This window comes from Rhodococcus sp. NPDC004095, assembly GCF_053604015.1.
The window spans coordinates 264652-281919 of record NZ_JBSGGS010000006.1; the positions used below are offsets into that span (position 1 = coordinate 264652).

The window sequence follows — 17268 nt, forward strand, 5'->3', positions numbered from 1 at the left end:
CATGTCGAGTTCGTCCTCCGCGCTGGACGTGGAATGGGAAGCCTCGTGGGCGGCATACGAGTTCGAGAAGAGCCTGCCCGACTCGGCACTCGCGACCGTGAACGTCACCCTGCCGGTCACCATCGACGCACCCATCGATCGGGTGTTCCCGGTGTATTCGAACTTCACCAACGGTATCGGTCGGCATCCCTTCCTGCGCGAGGTCCTCGACCGCCGCAAGTACACCGACAACGGTGCCGAGGTCTGGGAGTTCATCGCCCTCGAGGACATCCCGGCCGGCTCGGTGTCGATCCCGGGACGCACCGTCGGGCAGCAGCGGACGTACGCCGCCGATCACTGGTACAGCACCGACACCTGGGATGCGCCCGGCGTGATCACCCACCAGGAGGTCACCTTCGCCGAGGATGGCGGCGCGACCACGGTCACCGAGCACCTGACGTTCTCGGCGCCGGCGATGCTGATCGACTACACCGTGAAGAACGGCGTGTCGTCGCACATCGAGAACCAGCAGGCCATGAAGCGCGACATCGAGAACGGCACGCTCTAGACACCGGTCGCAAAACCCCTGTGCACATAACACTTCTGGCGTGCACAGGGGTTTCGTGCGTCGAATCACCCTGTGCGTGCCGCAAAGGCCGTGTGCACAGTCGAGTTCGTGGCCGAGCCCATTGAACTTGCCTCAGCCCGCTGGGGTGCTGTTGGGGGTCGAGCCGGTCGATCGGTTCCGCGAAGGGCACGCCGACGGCGTCCGGGTTGTCGAGCCACGGGAAGTGGCCGGCCCGGTCGATCCGGCGGTGCGTGATGTTCGGGCGGCGAAAACCCGGTTCGTCGCACCACAGGTGTTGGTCGACGACGCGGTCCTCGGCACCACTGACGATGAGCGTTGGAAGGCTGTGCGATGCCCAACGGGCCCGGTGGGTGTCGTCGAAGTGGGTGTCGGCCCAGGCCTCCGCAGCGTGGTTGCAGGGCGGGGTCTCGAGCAGAGCGCGGCCCGCGGCAAACGATGCGGGTGTGAAGTTCCAGGGGGCGGAGGCGAGGGTGAGCTCGCGCAGGGTCCGGTCGTCGGGTTGCGCGGTGTAGCGGGCCGCCGCCTCGTCGACACCCGGGATGGAGTGGCTGCGACCGTAATGCGCGAAGGTGGCCCGCCAACCTGCGTGCGGGGCACTGCTGATCAGAATCATCCCGACCACGTGGTGGTCGATCAGCGGTCGCGGATACCACCGCGCAATGACGAACCGCCCTCTGGATGCATGGCCACCCGCCAACGAAAACGAGGTCACGAACCCGACTGGGTTCGTGACCTCGTTCTGCGCAGTTCGTGGAACTGCTCTCTGTGGGCGAAGGGGGACTTGAACCCCCACGTCCCGAAGGACACTGGCACCTGAAGCCAGCGCGTCTGCCATTCCGCCACTCGCCCGAGCGACGCTGGAAACACTAGCACGGGTACCCAGGAAACGACGATTCGCCCCCCTGACCTGCGATGATGATCACCCCCGGGGCCTATGTTCGCCGTCGCAGATATCATGCAGGTGCGGTCGAGACTGACCGCGACACGCGGAGAGGGTCGAGAGGAGGCGGCGTGGGTATCGTCCAGCGCTTCGAAAGAAGACTTCAGGGCGCCGTCGGCGACGGGCTGGCCCGGGTGTTCGGCGGAGGTGTCGTTCCCCAGGAGGTCGAGTCCGCACTACAGCGCGAGGCCGTCGACGGTCTGCAGCGACTGGACGGCGGGCACACGTTGGCCCCCAACTCCTACGTGATCACGATCAACGAGTCCGATCACGAAGAACTTTCATCCGACAGGGACTTGACAGTCAAGGCGTTCTCCCGACACCTTGAGGACTTCATCCGTGATCAGGGGTGGCAGACCTACGGCCCGATCTCCGTTCGGTTCGAGGCGTCGCCCACACTCCACACCGGTCAGTTCCGGACCAGCGGTGCAGTGGATCCGGATGTGGGTGCAACACCGCCCCCGCAACCGAATCGGCAAGTACCCTTACCGCCCGCGAACGCACGACCCTCCGCACCCATGAACTCAGGAGCTGGCCAGATGACCCAGAACTCAGGTTTCGATCCCTCGCGCGAACCCGCCGACGAGGGTCGGTACCCGCAGGACCGCCCGGTCAGCGCCCAGAACGGCAACGCCTACCCGAGCTACTCGGCGGCCGGCGGCGGCTACGACCAGCCCCGCAACGGCTACGCGCAGGGCGGTGCCCGTCAGAACGGCTCCGAGTACCCGGCCAACCCGTACCCGCAGACGGACTACGCCAACCCCTACCCGCCGAGCAGCGACTACGCCGCGCAGTCGGACTACCCGGCCAACCCGTACCCGCCGAACCCGGACTACCCGGCGTACGGCCAGCAGCAGACGGACTACGCCCAGGCCGACTACGCGCAGGCGGACTATGCCAATCCGTACCCGCCGAACCCGGACTACCCCGCGTACGGCCAGCAGCAGCCCGACTACGCCCAGGCCGACTACGCGCAGGCGGACTACGCCAACCCCTACCCGCCCAGCACCGAATACCCGGCGTACGGCCAGCAGCAGGGCTACGGCCAGCAGCAGCCGCAGTACGGCGGCCAGGCCTACGGTGCCGAGTACCCGAGCTACGACCAGAACCGCACCTTCACCGCCACCCTGCAGCTCGAGGACGGCAGCGGACGCAACTTCCAGCTGCGCGAGGGCCGCAACGTGATCGGCCGCGGTCAGGAGGCCCAGTTCCGGCTGCCGGACACCGGCGTGTCCCGCAGGCACATCGAGATCCGCTGGGACGGCCAGGTCGCGATGCTGTCCGATCTCGGCTCCACCAACGGCACCACCGTCAACGGCGCCCCCGTGCAGGACTGGCAGCTCGCCGACGGCGACGTCATCCGCGCCGGCCACTCCGAGATCCTGGTACGCATCGTCTAGTTACCAGAGAGTTACCCAAACCGACAGGCCAGCCACTAACCGACGGAAGTCCGACGGAGTTCCGTATTGTGGTGTGGGCGTTCCCCGGTGCGAGCGACGATCGCCGCATCGCAATACGACGCTGTCGGCACGATGCCGCGAACGAGGAGGAGGTGGACCGCTGTGCAGGGACTCATCCTGCAGTTGACCAGGGCCGGTTTCCTGCTGCTCCTGTGGCTGTTCGTGTGGGCGGTGCTCCGCACCCTGCGCAGTGACGTCTACGCCGCCGCCGGCGTCCGGGTTCCGCCCCGATACAACCGCAGCTCCTCGGTGCTGCCCTCGTTCGGCAAACCGAAGGTCGCCAAGAACCTCATCGTGACGCAGGGAGCGCTCGCCGGCACCCGGATCACCCTGGGCACCCAGCCGGTCCTCATCGGCCGCGCCGACGACTCCACCCTGGTCCTCACCGACGACTACGCCTCGACCCGGCACGCACGCCTGTCGCCCCGCGGAACAGATTGGTACGTGGAGGATCTCGGCTCAACGAACGGCACCTACCTCGACCGGGCGCGCGTCACCACCGCCGTTCGGGTGCCGTTGGGCACCCCGGTCCGGGTCGGTAAGACCGTGATCGAGCTCCGCCCGTGACCCTCGTCCTGCGCTACGCAGCGCGCAGCGACCGCGGCCTCGTGCGGTCCAACAACGAGGATTCCGTCTACGCCGGTGCGCGGCTGCTCGCGCTCGCCGACGGGATGGGCGGCCACGCCGCCGGTGAAGTCGCGTCGCAGTTGATGATTGCCGCCCTGGCGCACCTCGACGACGACGAGCCCGGCGACGACCTGCTCGGCAAGCTCGAAGCCGCGACCCGGCACGGCAACGCCGCCATCGCCGAACAGGTCGAGGACGAGCCGGAACTCGACGGCATGGGCACCACCCTGACCGCGATCCTGTTCGCGGGCAGCAAGCTCGGCCTGGTGCACATCGGCGACTCCCGCGCCTACCTGCTCCGCGACGACGTGCTCACACAGATCACCCGGGACGACACCTTCGTGCAGTCCCTCGTCGACGAGGGCCGGATCACCGCCGAACAGGCGCACACCCATCCGCAGCGGTCGCTGATCATGCGGGCGTTGACCGGCAACGAGATCGAACCGACGCTGACCGTGCGCGAGGCCCGCGCCGGGGACCGCTACCTGCTGTGCTCCGACGGACTGTCCGACGTCGTCAGCGACGAGACCATCGCCGACGTCCTGCGCGGCGGCACCCCGGCCGAATCCGCGGACCGGCTCATCGAACTGGCCCTGCGCAGCGGCGGACCCGACAACGTGACCGTCGTCGTCGCCGACGTCATCGACCTCGACTACGGCCCGAGCCGGCCCATCGTCGGCGGTGCCGCCTCCGACGAGGAGGAGGACACCCCGCCGCCGGACACCGCCGCGGGCCGGGCCGCCGCGATGCGTCCGCCGCGGGCCACGCCCCGCCGGGTGGCCGTCGCCGAACCCGAACCGAAGAAACGTCACCGGCTGCGCTGGATCCTGCTGGCCCTCGGCCTCGTCGTGGTCCTCGCAGTGGGGGTGGTCGTCGGCCGGATGCTGATCCGGCACAACTACTACGTCGGCGCCGACGACGGCCGCGTCGCCGTGCTGCGCGGTGTGCCCGGCTCGGTGCTCGGCTACTCACTGCAGGACGTCAACCTCCTCGGCTGCGTCACCGACACGGGCGACCTGACTCTGGTCGCGCCCGAGATCACGCCCACCTCGTGCACGATCCTCACCGTCGACGACCTGCAGCCGTCCGCGCGGGAGCAGGTCCGGGCCGGGTTGCCGTCCGGGTCGCTCGACGACGCGAAGGACCAGATGCACCGGCTCACCGACGGCGACCTGCTGCCGGTGTGCACACCCGAGCCCACCACCACCGCGCAGCCGACGCCGACCCCCGCCCCGGCCCCCACACCGGTCCCGGAACCCGGGGCCCCGCCGGCCGCGCCCCCGGCACCGGCACCGGCTCCCACGGCCGAACCGACCCCGCCTGCCGCGACCACCGAGACGACGCTGCCCCAGGTTCCGGGACAGAATTGCAGGACCGGTAGCTGATGTCCGTGTCCTCGGCACCCTCGGGCGCCTCCTTCCCGAGTCCTCCGGGAGGGTTCGCCCCCGCCCCCCAGCAGTCCAACCGCCGCGGCGCGGAACTGCTGCTGATCTGCGCCGCCATCGCCATCACCACGCTCTCGCTGGTGCTGGTGGAGGCGAGCCAGGAACAGGCCATCACCTGGGACCTGGCGAAGTACGCGCTCGCGTACGCGGCGCTGTTCCTGATCGCGCACGCGGCCGTGCGCCGGTTCGCGCCGCACGCCGACCCGCTGCTGCTGCCGATCGTCGCGCTGCTCAACGGTCTCGGCCTGGTGCTCATTCACCGCCTCGACCTGGCGGACGCCTCGACCGCCGCCTACTTCGGCCGGGAGCCACCCTCCCCCGACGCCACCCAGCAGGTGCTGTGGACGGCGCTGGCCATCGCCGGGTTCATCGCCGTACTGGTGCTCCTGCGCGACTACCGACTGCTCGCGCGGTACAGCTACACCCTCGGCCTGGCCGGTCTGGTGCTGCTGGCGATCCCCGCGCTGCTGCCGTCGTCGATGTCCGAGGTGAACGGCGCGAAGATCTGGATCAAGCTGCCGTTCTTCAGCATTCAGCCCGGCGAGTTCGCGAAGATCCTGCTGATCATCTTCTTCGCGTCGGTGCTGGTGTCCAAGCGCGAACTGTTCACCACCGCGGGCAAGCACGTGTTCGGCCTGGACCTGCCGCGCGCCCGCGACCTCGGCCCGATCCTGGTCGCGTGGGTCGTCTCGATCGGCGTGCTGGTGCTCGAGAAGGACCTGGGCACCTCGTTGCTGCTGTTCGGCACGGTGCTGGTGATGCTGTACGTCGCCACCGAACGGGCCGGCTGGCTCGTCATCGGCGGCGGCCTGCTTGCACTCGGGTTCGTGCTCGCCTACCAGATGTTCGGGCACGTGCGGGTCCGGGTGAACACCTGGCTCGACCCGCTCGCCGACTACAACAACACCGGCTACCAGATCTCCCAGTCGCTGTTCGGCCTCGCGACCGGTGGGCTCGCCGGCACCGGACTGGGCAGCGGCCGCCCGTCGCAGGTCCCGTTCGCGAAGACCGACTTCATCGTCGCCACCATCGGTGAGGAACTCGGTCTGATCGGGCTCGCCGCGGTGCTGATGCTGTTCCTGATCTTCGTCATCCGCGGTCTGCGCACCGCGCTGGCGGTCCGGGACAGCTTCGGCAAACTGCTCGCCGCGGGCCTGTCCTTCACGATCGCGATCCAGCTGTTCGTGGTCGTCGGCGGCGTCACCAAACTCATCCCGCTGACCGGCCTGACCACCCCGTTCATGTCGTACGGCGGCTCCTCGCTGCTGGCGAACTACCTGCTGCTGGCGTTGCTGATGAAGATCTCCGACGCCGCCCGCACCCCACCCGAGCCGAAGAAGAAGGGACCCGCACCCATCGCGGACGCACCGACGGAAATGTTGAGGCGCACATGAACACTCCGCTGCGCCGCGTCGCGATGGCCGTGATGGTGATGGTCGTCGCCCTGCTCGCCAACGCCACCTACGTCCAGGTCATCAAGGCCGACGACCTGCGCACCGACCCGCGGAACTCGCGGGTGCTGCTCGACGAGTACTCCCGCCAGCGCGGGCAGATCTCCGCCGGGGGTCAGGTGCTGGCCGCGTCGGTCCCCACCGACGATCGATACAAGTACCTGCGCACCTACCCGCCGAACCCGACGGCCCCGTCGAGCCCGTTCGCGAACGCCCCCGTCACCGGCTTCTACTCGATGCTCTACGGCAACACCGGCCTCGAGCGCTCCGAGGACGCGGTGCTCAACGGCTCCGACAACCGGCTGTTCGGACGCCGCTTCTTCGACCTCGTCTCCGGGCGGGATCCGCGCGGCGGCAACGTCGTGTCCACCATCGACCCCGTCGTCCAGCAGGTCGCGTACGACCAGCTGACCGCGAAGGGCTACACGGGATCCGTCGTCGCGATCCGCCCGAGCACCGGCGAGATCCTCTCGATGGTCAGCACCCCCAGCTACGACCCGAACCTGCTGGCCAGCCACGACGGCAAGGTCAGCACCCAGGCGTGGGAGGAGCTCAACGCCGACCCCGACAAGCCGCTGCTCAACCGCGCGATCTCGCAGACCTACCCGCCCGGCTCGACGTTCAAGGTGGTGGTCACCGCGGCCGCGCTGACGAACGGCGCGAACCCGGACGAGCAGCTGACCGCCGCCCCGACCATCACCCTGCCGGGGACGACGACCACCCTGGAGAACTACAACGGCACCACCTGCGGGTCCGGCCCGACCGCGTCGCTGCGGGAGGCGTTCGCCCGCTCCTGCAACACCGCGTTCGTCGAACTCGGCATCCGGAACGGCGCCGACGCCCTCAAGGAACGGGCCACCGCGTTCGGGATCAGCCCGGACTCGCCCGGCATCCCGCTCCCCGTCGCGGACGGCACCATCGGCACCATCCCGGACGACGCCGCGCTCGGCCAGTCCAGCATCGGCCAGCGGGACGTGGCGCTGACGCCGCTGGAGAACGCCGTCATCGCCGCGACCGTCGCGAACGGCGGGGTCCGGATGCAGCCGCACCTGGTCGCGCAGCTGCAGAGCCCCGACCTGTCGAACCTGGCCACCACCGCTCCCGAATCCAAGGGGCAGGCGGTGTCCCCGCAGGTCGCGGCCACCCTCACCGACCTGATGATCGGCTCGGAGAACAACACCGGCGGCGGGAACAAGATCCCGGGCGTGCAGATCGCGTCCAAGACGGGCACCGCCGAACACGGCAGCGACCCGCGGAACACCCCGCCCCACGCCTGGTACATCGCGTTCGCGCCGGCCCAGAACCCGCAGGTCGCGATCGCCGTGATCGTCGAGGACGGCGGCGACCGGGGTGCGGCCGCGACCGGTGGCTCCGTGGCCGCCCCGATCGGCCGCGCCGTCATCGGTGCCGCCCTGCAGCGGGAGGGGGAACGATGAGCCTGCAGAACGGCGGTGTCATCGCCAACCGCTACCGGCTGCTGCGCCTGATCGCCACCGGCGGCATGGGTCAGGTGTGGGAGGCCACCGACAACCGGCTGCACCGCCGCGTCGCCGTCAAGGTCCTCAAGTCGGAGTTCTCCTCCGACCCGGAGTTCCTGGAACGGTTCCGCATCGAGGCCCGCACCACCGCCCAGCTGAACCATCCGGGGATCGCCGGCATCTACGACTACGGCGAGACCCGCGACACCGCCGGCGCCGCAACCGCCTACCTGGTGATGGAACTGGTCAACGGCGAACCGCTCAACGCGGTGCTCGCCCGGGTCGGACGACTGTCGCTGCCGCACGCCCTCGACATGCTCGAACAGACCGGTCGGGCGTTGCAGGCCGCACACGCCACCGGAGTGGTGCACCGCGACGTCAAGCCCGGCAACATCCTGATCACCCCGACCGGGCAGGTGAAGATCACCGACTTCGGCATCGCGAAGGCGGTCGAGGCGTCACCGGTCACCCGCACCGGCATGGTGATGGGCACCGCCCAGTACATCGCCCCCGAGCAGGCCCTCGGCCAGGACGCGTCGCCGGCCAGCGACGTCTACTCGCTCGGCGTCGTCGGCTACGAGGCGCTGTCCGGGCATCGCCCGTTCAGTGGCGACGGCGCGCTGACCGTGGCGATGAAACACGTGCAGGAGATCCCGGCCCCGCTGCCGGCGGACCTGCCGCCGAACGTGCGTGAACTGATCGAGATCACGATGGCGAAGGACCCGGCGGCGCGCTACCACAGCGGCGGCGAGTTCGCGGACGCCGTCGCGGTCGTCCGGTCCGGTGGCCGACCACCGATGCCGGGGTCCGGTGCGCCGACGGTGGCGGTGGCGCCGCCCACCGCGGCCACCCAGGTGCTGGCCCCGTCGACGGGTGCCTATGCTGGGCCCGATCCGGCGGCGGAACCGCCGCCGTCCGGGCTGACCAGCGGACAGAAGGCCCTCGCGTGGGCCGGCGGCGCGTTGGTACTGCTGGCCCTGCTCATCGGTGGAGGAATGTTGCTGTTCGGTGGAGGCGGTGAACCGTCGAGTCCGGCGACACCGACGACCACCCGCATCCCGGTGACCACCACCCACGCCCCGACCACCACCCGACCGCCGACCACGGAATGGACCGCCGAGCCGACCACGGAACGCACGACGGAACGGACCACGGAACGCACGACGGAACGGCCCACGACGACCACCGAGCCGCCGACCACCACGACGGAACGGACCACCACGACGACCACCGAGCCGCCGACCACCACCACGACCACGACCACCACGACGACCGAGACGACGACCTCGGCTTCCCAAGGACAGCCATGACGACACCGCGCAAACTCTCCTCCCGCTACGAGCTGGGTGAGATTCTCGGCTTCGGTGGCATGTCCGAGGTCCACCTCGCCCGCGACCTGCGGCTCAGCCGGGACGTTGCCATCAAGGTCCTGCGTGCCGACCTGGCCCGCGACCCCACGTTCTACCTGCGCTTCCGCCGGGAGGCGCAGAACGCGGCGGCGCTGAACCATCCGGCGATCGTCGCCGTCTACGACACCGGCGAGGCCGAGACCGACGGCGGCCCGCTGCCGTACATCGTGATGGAGTACGTCGACGGAGTCACCCTGCGCGACATCGTCCGCAGCGAGGGCCCGATGGCACCGCGCCGCGCGATGGAGGTCATCGCCGACGTGTGCGCGGCGCTGGACTTCAGCCACCGCAACGGCATCGTGCACCGCGACATCAAGCCCGCGAACATCATGATCAACCGCTCCGGCGCGGTGAAGGTCATGGACTTCGGCATCGCCCGCGCGATCTCGGACAGTTCCAGCCCGATGACCCAGACCGCGGCCGTGATCGGCACCGCGCAGTACCTCTCGCCCGAGCAGGCGCGCGGTGAACAGGTCGACGCCCGCTCCGACGTGTACTCGCTCGGCTGCGTGCTGTTCGAGGTGCTGACCGGCGAGCCTCCGTTCAAGGGCGACTCCCCGGTCGCGGTCGCCTACCAGCACGTCCGCGAGGATCCGGCGCTCCCGTCGTCGGTGAACCCCGACATCCCGCGCGAGCTGGACTCGGTGATCCTCAAGGCGATGAGCAAGAACCCGGCGAACCGTTACCAGAGCGCCGCCGAGATGCGCGGCGACCTGGTGCGAGTGCTCGGCGGGCAGCGTCCGTCCGCACCCATGGTGATGAACGACGAGGACCGCACCACCATCCTCGGCGCCGTCGACAACAACTCCGGCCGGTACGCGGCCACCGCGCCCGCCAACCCGGCGCCGGCGGCCACCGCCGCTGCCGCGGCGGCGCAGCCCCAGCAGGGGTCCCGCAAGGCCCTGAAGATGACGCTCGCGGCGATCGCGGCCCTCGCCGTGATCGGCATCGTCGGCGCGTTCCTGTGGTCGCTCGGCCCCGGGTCGAAGGCCGCGCAGGTCACCGTCCCCGACGTGACCAACCAGTCGTCGCAGGCCGCACAGACCGAACTGCAGAACCTCGGCTTCCGGGTGCAGACACAGCCGAAGCCGAGCGACGTCGTCGCCAACGGCAACGTCATCGCCACCATTCCCGTCGCCGGCTCCCGGGCCGACGAGGGCACCGTCGTGACCCTCGACGTCTCGTCCGGGCCGCAGCAGGTGGATGTGCCGAAGCTGACCGGCATGACGCAGTCGCAGGCCGCGCAGGCGCTGAACGCGATCGGGTTGTCGCTCGACCCGACCGTGGACCGGGCGCCGTCCTCGACCGACCAGCTCGACAAGGTCACCGCGCAGGAGCCGACCTCCGGCACGAAGGTCGATCTCAACGGCACCGTCCAGGTGACCCTCGGCAGCGGACCCGAACAGGTCCGGGTGCCGAACGTCGTCGGGCAGACCCTCGAGGTGGCCCAGCCGAACATCGAGGGCGCCGGCTTCAAGGTCCAGGTCGAGAACATCGACTCCGGCCGCCCCAAGGGCCAGGTGGTGTCCACCGAACCGACCGGCGGCGACACCGCCTCCCGCGGCAGCACGGTCACGATCAAGGTGTCGAACGGCAACATGATCCAGATGCCGGACCTGAGCAACCTGACCGTCTCACAGGTCCTCGACTCGCTGCGCAAGGCCGGCTGGACCGGCTCGTCGAGCCAGCTGGTGCAGCGTCCGGAGCCCACCCTGGAAACGGATCAGGTCGGCAAGGTGGTCTCGCAGACCCAGCCTCCGGGTTCCGAGGTGTCGAAGACCGCGTCGATCACCGTCGGCATCGGTCAGCTCGGCATCCCGAGCGGCGGCCGCTGACCCCACCCCGGATTTCCGAACGGCCCACCGGTTCAGTTGACCTGAACCGGTGGGCCGTTCGGGAGTTTTGGGAGCGCAGGCGGTTCCCTAATGTCACATTGGCTCGCCTGAAGTGACTCGATGTGACATTACGGAACCCCGGGCGCAGGTCAGGAGTGGGTGAGGGCGTCGCCGAGGGCGCGAGCCATCTCGGCTTCGAGGGTCTCGATCAGCGCCTCGGCAGGCCGCTCACCACACACCTCGAGCCAGTTCGCGAGCATCCGGTGCCCGCCCTGCGTGAGCACCGACTCCGGATGGAACTGGACGCCGTGAATCGGCAGGTCCCGATGCCGCAGCGCCATCACGATGCCGGTTTCGGTGTGAGCCGTCGGGATCAGTTCCTCGGGCATCGTCTCGGGCAGCACGGTCAGCGAGTGGTACCGGGTCGCCGTGAACGGGCTCGGCAGCCCGGCGAGCACGCCGGTGCCGTCGTGCGTGACCTGGCTGGTCTTGCCGTGCAGCAGCTCCGGGGCCCGGTCGACGGTGGCGCCGAACGCGGCCCCGATCGACTGGTGGCCCAGGCACACACCCAGCAGCGGCGTGCCCGTCTCCGCGCAGGCCGCAACCAGGTCCATGCTGGCGCCGGCCCGCTGCGGGGTGCCGGGACCGGGGCTCAGGAGGATGCCGTCGAACTCCGCCGCGACGGCCGCGCGGTCGTCGAGGCGCGGGTCGTCGTTGCGCCACACAGTCGCCGTCGTGCCCAGCTGACCCAGGTACTGGACCAGGTTGAAAACGAAGCTGTCGTAGTTGTCGACGACGAGGATGCGCATGGCGTCAGGATAAGGGGACGCCGGGTCACCGGGCGAACTTGGTGCGCATCTGCCCGTCGTAGGCGGGGACGGTCAGCGAATCCGAAGTGGTCTGGCTGAACCCGAGCCCGTACCGGACCGCGTACTGCTTGAACAGCCGCACGCCCGGTTCGGCGTCCAGGGCTGCGGTGAGCCGGGCGGGGTCGCCGAGCGCGGTCATCACATACGGCGGGCTGTAGGTGCGACCGTGCAGCAGCAGCGTGTTGCCGATGCAACGGGGTGCCGTGGTGGCGACGACCCGCTGGTCCTGCATGCCGACGGCGGTCGCGCCGCCCGCCCACAGCGCGTTGAGCACCGACTGCACGTCCTGCTGGTGCACGACCAGATCGTCGGGCCGGGCTCCGGCGGGATAGTTGCCGTCGGAGTCGCGGGGGGCGTCGGTGAGGGTGACGGTGACGCCGGCACCGGTGACCTCGGACAACCCCGCCGCGCCCTCGAGGCTGCGGACCCGGTCCAGGACCTGCGCGACCCCGGTGTCGGAGCCGGCGGCGCTGGCCTGCAGCGCATCGACCTGCGCGACGAGTCCGTCCCGGGCGGCGGTGACCCGGTCGAGGTCGCCCTGCGCGGCCCGCACCAGGTCGGACAGTCGGGTGGTGTCTCCGCGCCGCAACTCGTCGCCCGCGGAAACCTCGCGGGCGGTGGCGAACAGCAACCCCGCGACCAGGCAGACGATCGGCACGCCCACCAGCCAGAGCCGCGACCGGCGGACGCCTTCGGTCATCTCTGTGCCTTCCCCGCGCAGTCGGAGTGTCATCGGTGATCTGGTCCGCCGCCGGCGGAGTGGTCGAGGTCCGCCCCGGGCGGTTCGGTGCTGGGCTAGCGTGTATCCCGCTACCGTAGGCTCGAATCTACCTGGGAGGTGTCGGAGACGACGCCGACCGCGGTCGCACACCGTTCATCCACAGGGCCGGCTGCCCTGGTCACAATCACCCGAGGACGTCATGCCGAAGTCGAAGGTCCGGAAGAAGACGGACTACACCGTTGGCCCTGCGAACCGCACGCCCGTGAAGGTCAAGGCCGGACCGTCGAGCACCTTGTACGTGTCGGTGATGCTCGGCCTGATGCTGATCGGTCTGGCGTGGCTGATCGTGTACTACCTGGCCGGGGACCAGATCGAGTTCATCAACAACCTGGGTGCATACAACTTCCTGATCGGGTTCGGATTCATGGTCGCCGGCCTGATCATGACGATGCGGTGGCGATGACCTGCAGTTTCACCCGTCCACTCCCCTCCAATTACACACATGTCATTCATCCCCATTGTGGATAACCGCTGTGGATAACTTCGGGAGTACGAGTGCACAACCCACCTCGGGGCCGAGAATGACGCCCCCACGGTCCTGGTCCACCCCGACGGCGGCGCTGGCCGCCACGGGAATCGGCGGGGTGGCGATGGCGGTTGCCGCGCTCGCGCTGCCCGCGGATCCCGCCGGACGGTTCCTGATCGGCCTGGCCGCGCTCGGCCTGCTCGTGGTGACCGCGTTGGGCCTGCGGCAGCGGCCGCGGCTCGCGATCCAGGAGGGCAACCGCGGCCTGACCATGCAGCGCCTGCGCGGGCGCCTCGACGTCGACCGCTCCGAGCTGAGCCGGGTCCGCATCGTCCGCTACCCGCGTCTCGGCCGCCGCGTCCCGATGCTCGAGATCGACGTGCGACCGCCCGGGTCCGATGACGACCGGCTGATCATCTTCGGTCGCTGGGATCTCGGCGCCGATCCGACCGTCGTCTTCGAGGAGCTGAACTCCCGCGGCCTGGTCCCGCCGGACCGTCGCACCACTCCCTGACGACGGGGAACCCCGCCGGTCCGACCGGAGGCCGGGGCCCTCCACCGCGGCCGCCGCGGCGTCAGAGACCCAGTTCGCTCCGCAGTTGCACGATCCGCATCGCGACGACACCGACGGTGACGACGACGACCGCGGCGAACCCGACCCAGCCGAGGGTGCGGGCCTGCTTGCGCTGCTGCGGATCACCGGCCAGGCCGGGTGCGTACATGAACACCGCGGTGGCCGCGGCGCCCGCGACCAGTCCGCCGAGATGTCCCCACAGCGAGATGCCGGGGATCGTGACACTGATGATGACGTTCAGCGCGATGACCGCGAGGACGGGTCCGGGACTGCGGCGCATCCGCAACAGGATCACCGCCTGCGCGCCCATCAGGCCGAACACCGCGCCCGATGCGCCTGCGGTGACCGCGTCGATCTGGAATGCCATCACCGCGGCCGAACCGCCGAGAATGGACACCAGATACACCGCCAGGTACCGGGCCCGACCCAGAACCAGTTCGGTGTCCCGGCCGATCACCCACAGGGCGAACATGTTGACGGCCAGGTGCAGCAACCCGAAGTGCAGGAAACCGCTGCCCAGGACGCGGACCAGGTCCCCGTTCGCGACGGCAGGCGGCCACAGCGCCCAGTCGTTGAACAGTGCCGACCCGCGGTGGTTGTCGCTGATGTTCCCGGACTGCGCGACGGTGACCGCGAAGGCCAGGGCGTTGAGCGCGATCAGGACGTACGTGACGATCGGCGTCGGCAGCCCGGCACGGACCGGGGCACCGGCGGCGGTGCGGACGGTCGCGGTCTGGCGGTTCGCCGCGGCGACGCAGTCGACGCAGTGCTGACCGACCGAGGCCATGTGCAGGCATTCGGGGCAGGCGGGGCGTCCGCAGCGCGTGCAGGACAGTCCCGTGGGACGGTCCGGGTGCCGCACGCACCGCGGTTGGGGTGGGATGCCCTCGCCGGGCCCACCCCAACCGGGGTTCGTCATCTTGTTCCTCGGTCGATCAGGAGATGGTGATGCTGTTGATCACGACCGGCTCGACGGGGCGGTCGGAACGGTCGACCGGGGTCGCCGAGATGGCGTCGACGACCTTCTTCGACTCCTCGTCGACGACCTCACCGAAGATGGTGTGGCGACGGTTCAGGTGCGGGGTCTGGCCGGTGGTGATGAAGAACTGCGAGCCGTTCGTGCCCGGGCCGGCGTTCGCCATCGCCAGCAGGTAGGCGCGGTCGAACTGCAGCTCGGGGTGGAACTCGTCGGCGAACTTGTAGCCCGGGCCGCCGCGGCCGGTGCCGGTCGGGTCGCCGCCCTGGATCATGAAGCCGTCGATGACGCGGTGGAAGATCGCCCCGTCGTAGAACGGGCCGGACTTCTCCCCCTTGGCGTTCTCGGTCGTGTAGTCGGCGGATCCGTCGGCGAGGCCGACGAAGTTGGCGACCGTCTTCGGCGCGTGGTTGCCGAACAGGGCGATCTTGATGTCGCCACGGTTGGTGTGCAGCGTTGCGGTTGCGGTCTGATTCGGTGTGCTCACCCCTCCATGGTGCCATTCACACGCACCTCTGGTGCCACTCACACAGCACGGACATGTGGGACAGTGGAGCAATGACTCGCGCTACCAAGCAGTCCCCCGCCCCGGCACCGGTCGAGCTCGAAGACGAATTCGACACCCACGCACCGGTTCTGACGACGTCCGGAACCGATTCCACCGACCCCGGCATGGCGCTGCGGCTGGCGAAAGCCTCCGCGCTCGGCGTGCTTAAGGGTGCCGGCGGTCTGGTCAAGGGCGGTGGCACGGTGAGCGCCTACCTTCTCGGCCTCGGGTACTCGATGGCGAAGTCGGCGTTGTCCCGGCCCAGGCATGCCGCCGCGGCCCCGCTGACCGACGAGAACGTCGTCGCTGCTGCGGTCGCCCCCGACCACCGCGGCGGCCGGTTCCGTCGGATCGCGGTGGTCGGCGCGCTCGGCGTCGCCGTCGCCGCGGGTGTCGCGGTGTGGCGACTGCGACGCGCGGAGCCGGCACCGGTCGCGGACCAGCCGCCGAGCCTGCGTGACCTCGAGGCCGTCGAGCAGTAGCGGTTTCACGTGGAACGGGCCCGGCACCTTCACAAGGTGCCGGGCCCGTTCGCTGTGGCGTGGAGGACCGGTCAGCAGTTGCCGGCCGTGGGCACGCCGTTGAACCTGTCGAGCATGAACTGGGAGCCCTCGGGCAGGCCGAGGACGATCGGCGCGGCATGGTTGACGCCGAGACCCGTCCCGAGCGCGGGCAGCGGATTCTCGGAGAACTGGATGGTCGCCCCGCGGGCACACCAGTCGCGGGCGAGCTGGGCGGCCTGTCCGTACGGCACAACGTCGTCGTGGACGCCGGACTGCACCAGGACCGGGGCGGACGGTGTCAGCCTGCCGATCCGCTGCCGGTCGAGCAGGTCCTTCGCGACCGGCATCCGATCCAGCACCACCGACAGCGACTCGCCGGTGCGGGTGTAGTCGCTGGTCCGCTGGAATCCGAACGCCGCCGCGGATTCGGCGATGCACTGGTCGGCGACGCGCGTGAGCATGTCCCGGCCACGGTCGTTGACCTCGGCCTCCAGCAAGTCCCGCAACTCCGGGTACGCCTGCACGAGGCTGTTGATCGCGTAGCCGATGGCCCCGGTCAGGGAGGATCCGTCGATCTCCCGCAGCGTGGCGACGAGGTCTGCCGGCGGCGCGCCCGCGTAGGTGCCCCTGACGTCGAGTTCGGGCGCGTATTGCGGGGCGAGCTCGGCGGCCGCGGCAGCCGCGCCGCCGCCCTGGGAGTAACCCCAGAAGCCGACCGGGCCGTCCGGGGTGATCGCGGTGTCCGGCAGCGCCTGCGCGGCACGGACGGCGTCGAGGACGGCGTGCGCTTCGGCGGCGCGGTTGACGTAGGTGTGCACGCCATCGGTCCCGAGGCCCTCGTAGTCGGTGACGACGACGGCGATGCCGCGCAGGAGGAGGTTGTTGACGGCGAGGATCTCGTACTCGACCATCGGGGCCAGGTGCTCGTCGACGTTGATCGGCTGCCCGAAGAGCTTCGACGGCGCGCACTGGTCGCCCTGACCATGGGTGCCGACCGCCAGGCTGACGAGCGGCCGCTCCCCCGCCCCGGTCCACGGGGTCTGCGGATCGAAGTAGGTGCCGGTGACGGCGATCGGCGCGCCGTTGGCATCGGCCGTGCGGTACATGATCCGGGTCGCGTCGGCCGGGAAGCCACCTGTGGTGTTCGGGACGCGCAGTGCGAGAGCGGCCGGCTCGGTCCGGACCAGGTCGCCCGGGGCGGCGGGCAGCGCGGACGGTGTGCCGTAGAAGTCCGCCGGTGCGGCTGCGGCGTTCGTGGCCGTTGCCGTCACCGCTCCGACCATCAGCGCCGCCGCGAGAACGACGCGCACTCCCCTGCTGTTCACCACTCCCAGACCCC

At 69.9% G+C, this 17268-nt stretch carries 16 protein-coding genes and 1 tRNA gene; 11 read left to right on the forward strand and 6 right to left on the reverse strand.

The genetic code is table 11. The features are described 5' to 3' along the window. The first annotated feature begins 1 nt into the window (after position 1). Positions 2–547 carry a hypothetical protein gene (locus ACWEPG_RS14285; protein ID WP_450113906.1) on the forward strand — a complete coding sequence of 182 codons (546 nt, stop codon included), beginning with the start codon at positions 2–4 and terminating at the stop codon, positions 545–547. A 787-nt stretch (positions 548–1334) separates the two neighbouring features. Here ACWEPG_RS14285 and ACWEPG_RS14290 read toward each other — a convergent pair. Beyond that, positions 1335–1417: transfer RNA gene (locus ACWEPG_RS14290), tRNA-Leu, on the reverse strand. Between the two features lie 162 nt (positions 1418–1579). On the opposite strand from ACWEPG_RS14290, the gene ACWEPG_RS14295 reads away from it, so the two are divergent. The 7 genes from ACWEPG_RS14295 (at position 1580) to pknB (ending at position 11213) form a co-directional block, all read left to right on the forward strand. Continuing rightward, on the forward strand, positions 1580–2908 hold the full coding sequence (locus ACWEPG_RS14295) for an FhaA domain-containing protein (protein WP_450113893.1): 1329 nt from the start codon (positions 1580–1582) through the stop codon (positions 2906–2908). 162 nt (positions 2909–3070) lie between these two features. After that, complete coding sequence (locus ACWEPG_RS14300; RefSeq protein WP_450113892.1) at positions 3071–3535, forward strand: FHA domain-containing protein FhaB/FipA; 465 nt, start codon at positions 3071–3073, stop codon at positions 3533–3535. Next, complete coding sequence (locus ACWEPG_RS14305; RefSeq protein WP_450113891.1) at positions 3532–4980, forward strand: PP2C family protein-serine/threonine phosphatase; 1449 nt, start codon at positions 3532–3534, stop codon at positions 4978–4980. The genes ACWEPG_RS14300 and ACWEPG_RS14305 overlap by 4 nt, the downstream gene beginning before the upstream one ends. After that, the gene (locus ACWEPG_RS14310) at positions 4980–6434 is read left to right on the forward strand and encodes an FtsW/RodA/SpoVE family cell cycle protein (protein ID WP_452594647.1); all 1455 of its coding nucleotides are present in this window, start codon (positions 4980–4982) and stop codon (positions 6432–6434) included. The genes ACWEPG_RS14305 and ACWEPG_RS14310 overlap by 1 nt, the downstream gene beginning before the upstream one ends. Beyond that, the gene (locus ACWEPG_RS14315) at positions 6431–7927 is read left to right on the forward strand and encodes a peptidoglycan D,D-transpeptidase FtsI family protein (RefSeq protein WP_450113889.1); all 1497 of its coding nucleotides are present in this window, start codon (positions 6431–6433) and stop codon (positions 7925–7927) included. The genes ACWEPG_RS14310 and ACWEPG_RS14315 overlap by 4 nt, the downstream gene beginning before the upstream one ends. Beyond that, positions 7924–9279, forward strand: coding sequence for a serine/threonine-protein kinase (locus tag ACWEPG_RS14320; protein WP_450113888.1), 1356 nt, complete (start codon positions 7924–7926; stop codon positions 9277–9279). Before ACWEPG_RS14315 ends, ACWEPG_RS14320 begins: the two co-directional genes overlap by 4 nt. Next, positions 9276–11213 carry a Stk1 family PASTA domain-containing Ser/Thr kinase gene (gene pknB / locus ACWEPG_RS14325; RefSeq protein WP_452594648.1) on the forward strand — a complete coding sequence of 646 codons (1938 nt, stop codon included), beginning with the start codon at positions 9276–9278 and terminating at the stop codon, positions 11211–11213. The genes ACWEPG_RS14320 and pknB overlap by 4 nt, the downstream gene beginning before the upstream one ends. 149 nt (positions 11214–11362) lie before the next feature. On the opposite strand, the gene ACWEPG_RS14330 is transcribed toward pknB, so the two are convergent. Continuing rightward, positions 11363–12022, reverse strand: a complete 660-nt coding sequence (locus ACWEPG_RS14330) for an aminodeoxychorismate/anthranilate synthase component II (protein WP_452594649.1) — start codon at positions 12020–12022, stop codon at positions 11363–11365. A gap of 25 nt (positions 12023–12047) precedes the next feature. Beyond that, complete coding sequence (locus ACWEPG_RS14335; protein ID WP_452594650.1) at positions 12048–12782, reverse strand: DUF881 domain-containing protein; 735 nt, start codon at positions 12780–12782, stop codon at positions 12048–12050. Between the two features lie 220 nt (positions 12783–13002). Here ACWEPG_RS14335 and crgA point away from each other — a divergent pair, with 220 nt between their 5' ends. Both crgA and ACWEPG_RS14345 read left to right on the forward strand, forming a co-directional pair. Beyond that, positions 13003–13266 (forward strand): cell division protein CrgA, encoded by a 264-nt coding sequence (gene crgA / locus ACWEPG_RS14340; RefSeq protein WP_450113884.1) that lies wholly within the window; start codon positions 13003–13005, stop codon positions 13264–13266. Between the two features lie 118 nt (positions 13267–13384). Further along, the gene (locus tag ACWEPG_RS14345; protein WP_452594651.1) at positions 13385–13843 is read left to right on the forward strand and encodes a PH domain-containing protein; all 459 of its coding nucleotides are present in this window, start codon (positions 13385–13387) and stop codon (positions 13841–13843) included. A gap of 61 nt (positions 13844–13904) precedes the next feature. On the opposite strand, the gene ACWEPG_RS14350 is transcribed toward ACWEPG_RS14345, so the two are convergent. Then, positions 13905–14822: a rhomboid family intramembrane serine protease gene (locus ACWEPG_RS14350; protein ID WP_452594652.1), complete on the reverse strand. Its 918-nt coding sequence runs from the start codon at positions 14820–14822 to the stop codon at positions 13905–13907. A gap of 16 nt (positions 14823–14838) precedes the next feature. After that, on the reverse strand, positions 14839–15366 hold the full coding sequence (locus ACWEPG_RS14355) for a peptidylprolyl isomerase (protein WP_450113881.1): 528 nt from the start codon (positions 15364–15366) through the stop codon (positions 14839–14841). A 71-nt stretch (positions 15367–15437) separates the two neighbouring features. Between ACWEPG_RS14355 and ACWEPG_RS14360 the strand changes: the two genes are divergently transcribed. Continuing rightward, on the forward strand, positions 15438–15908 hold the full coding sequence (locus ACWEPG_RS14360) for a hypothetical protein (RefSeq protein WP_450113880.1): 471 nt from the start codon (positions 15438–15440) through the stop codon (positions 15906–15908). A 71-nt stretch (positions 15909–15979) separates the two neighbouring features. Here the strand turns inward: ACWEPG_RS14360 and ACWEPG_RS14365 are convergent, their stop codons facing one another. Next, positions 15980–17212: a lipase family protein gene (locus tag ACWEPG_RS14365; protein WP_452594686.1), complete on the reverse strand. Its 1233-nt coding sequence runs from the start codon at positions 17210–17212 to the stop codon at positions 15980–15982. Positions 17213–17268: the final 56 nt, after the last annotated feature.

Bases quoted from the DNA above. Each gene is read 5' to 3' on its own strand.
- ACWEPG_RS14285 (WP_450113906.1), top strand. From the start codon at position 2: ATGTCGAGTTCGTCCTCCGCGCTGGACGTGGAATGGGAAGCCTCGTGG.
- ACWEPG_RS14310 (WP_452594647.1), top strand. From the start codon at position 4,980: ATGTCCGTGTCCTCGGCACCCTCGGGCGCCTCCTTCCCGAGTCCTCCG.
- ACWEPG_RS14315 (WP_450113889.1), top strand. From the start codon at position 6,431: ATGAACACTCCGCTGCGCCGCGTCGCGATGGCCGTGATGGTGATGGTC.
- ACWEPG_RS14320 (WP_450113888.1), top strand. From the start codon at position 7,924: ATGAGCCTGCAGAACGGCGGTGTCATCGCCAACCGCTACCGGCTGCTG.
- pknB (WP_452594648.1), top strand. From the start codon at position 9,276: ATGACGACACCGCGCAAACTCTCCTCCCGCTACGAGCTGGGTGAGATT.
- ACWEPG_RS14330 (WP_452594649.1), bottom strand. From the start codon at position 12,022: ATGCGCATCCTCGTCGTCGACAACTACGACAGCTTCGTTTTCAACCTG.
- ACWEPG_RS14335 (WP_452594650.1), bottom strand. From the start codon at position 12,782: ATGACCGAAGGCGTCCGCCGGTCGCGGCTCTGGCTGGTGGGCGTGCCG.
- crgA (WP_450113884.1), top strand. From the start codon at position 13,003: ATGCCGAAGTCGAAGGTCCGGAAGAAGACGGACTACACCGTTGGCCCT.
- ACWEPG_RS14345 (WP_452594651.1), top strand. From the start codon at position 13,385: ATGACGCCCCCACGGTCCTGGTCCACCCCGACGGCGGCGCTGGCCGCC.
- ACWEPG_RS14350 (WP_452594652.1), bottom strand. From the start codon at position 14,822: ATGACGAACCCCGGTTGGGGTGGGCCCGGCGAGGGCATCCCACCCCAA.
- ACWEPG_RS14360 (WP_450113880.1), top strand. From the start codon at position 15,438: ATGACTCGCGCTACCAAGCAGTCCCCCGCCCCGGCACCGGTCGAGCTC.
- ACWEPG_RS14365 (WP_452594686.1), bottom strand. From the start codon at position 17,212: ATGGTCGGAGCGGTGACGGCAACGGCCACGAACGCCGCAGCCGCACCG.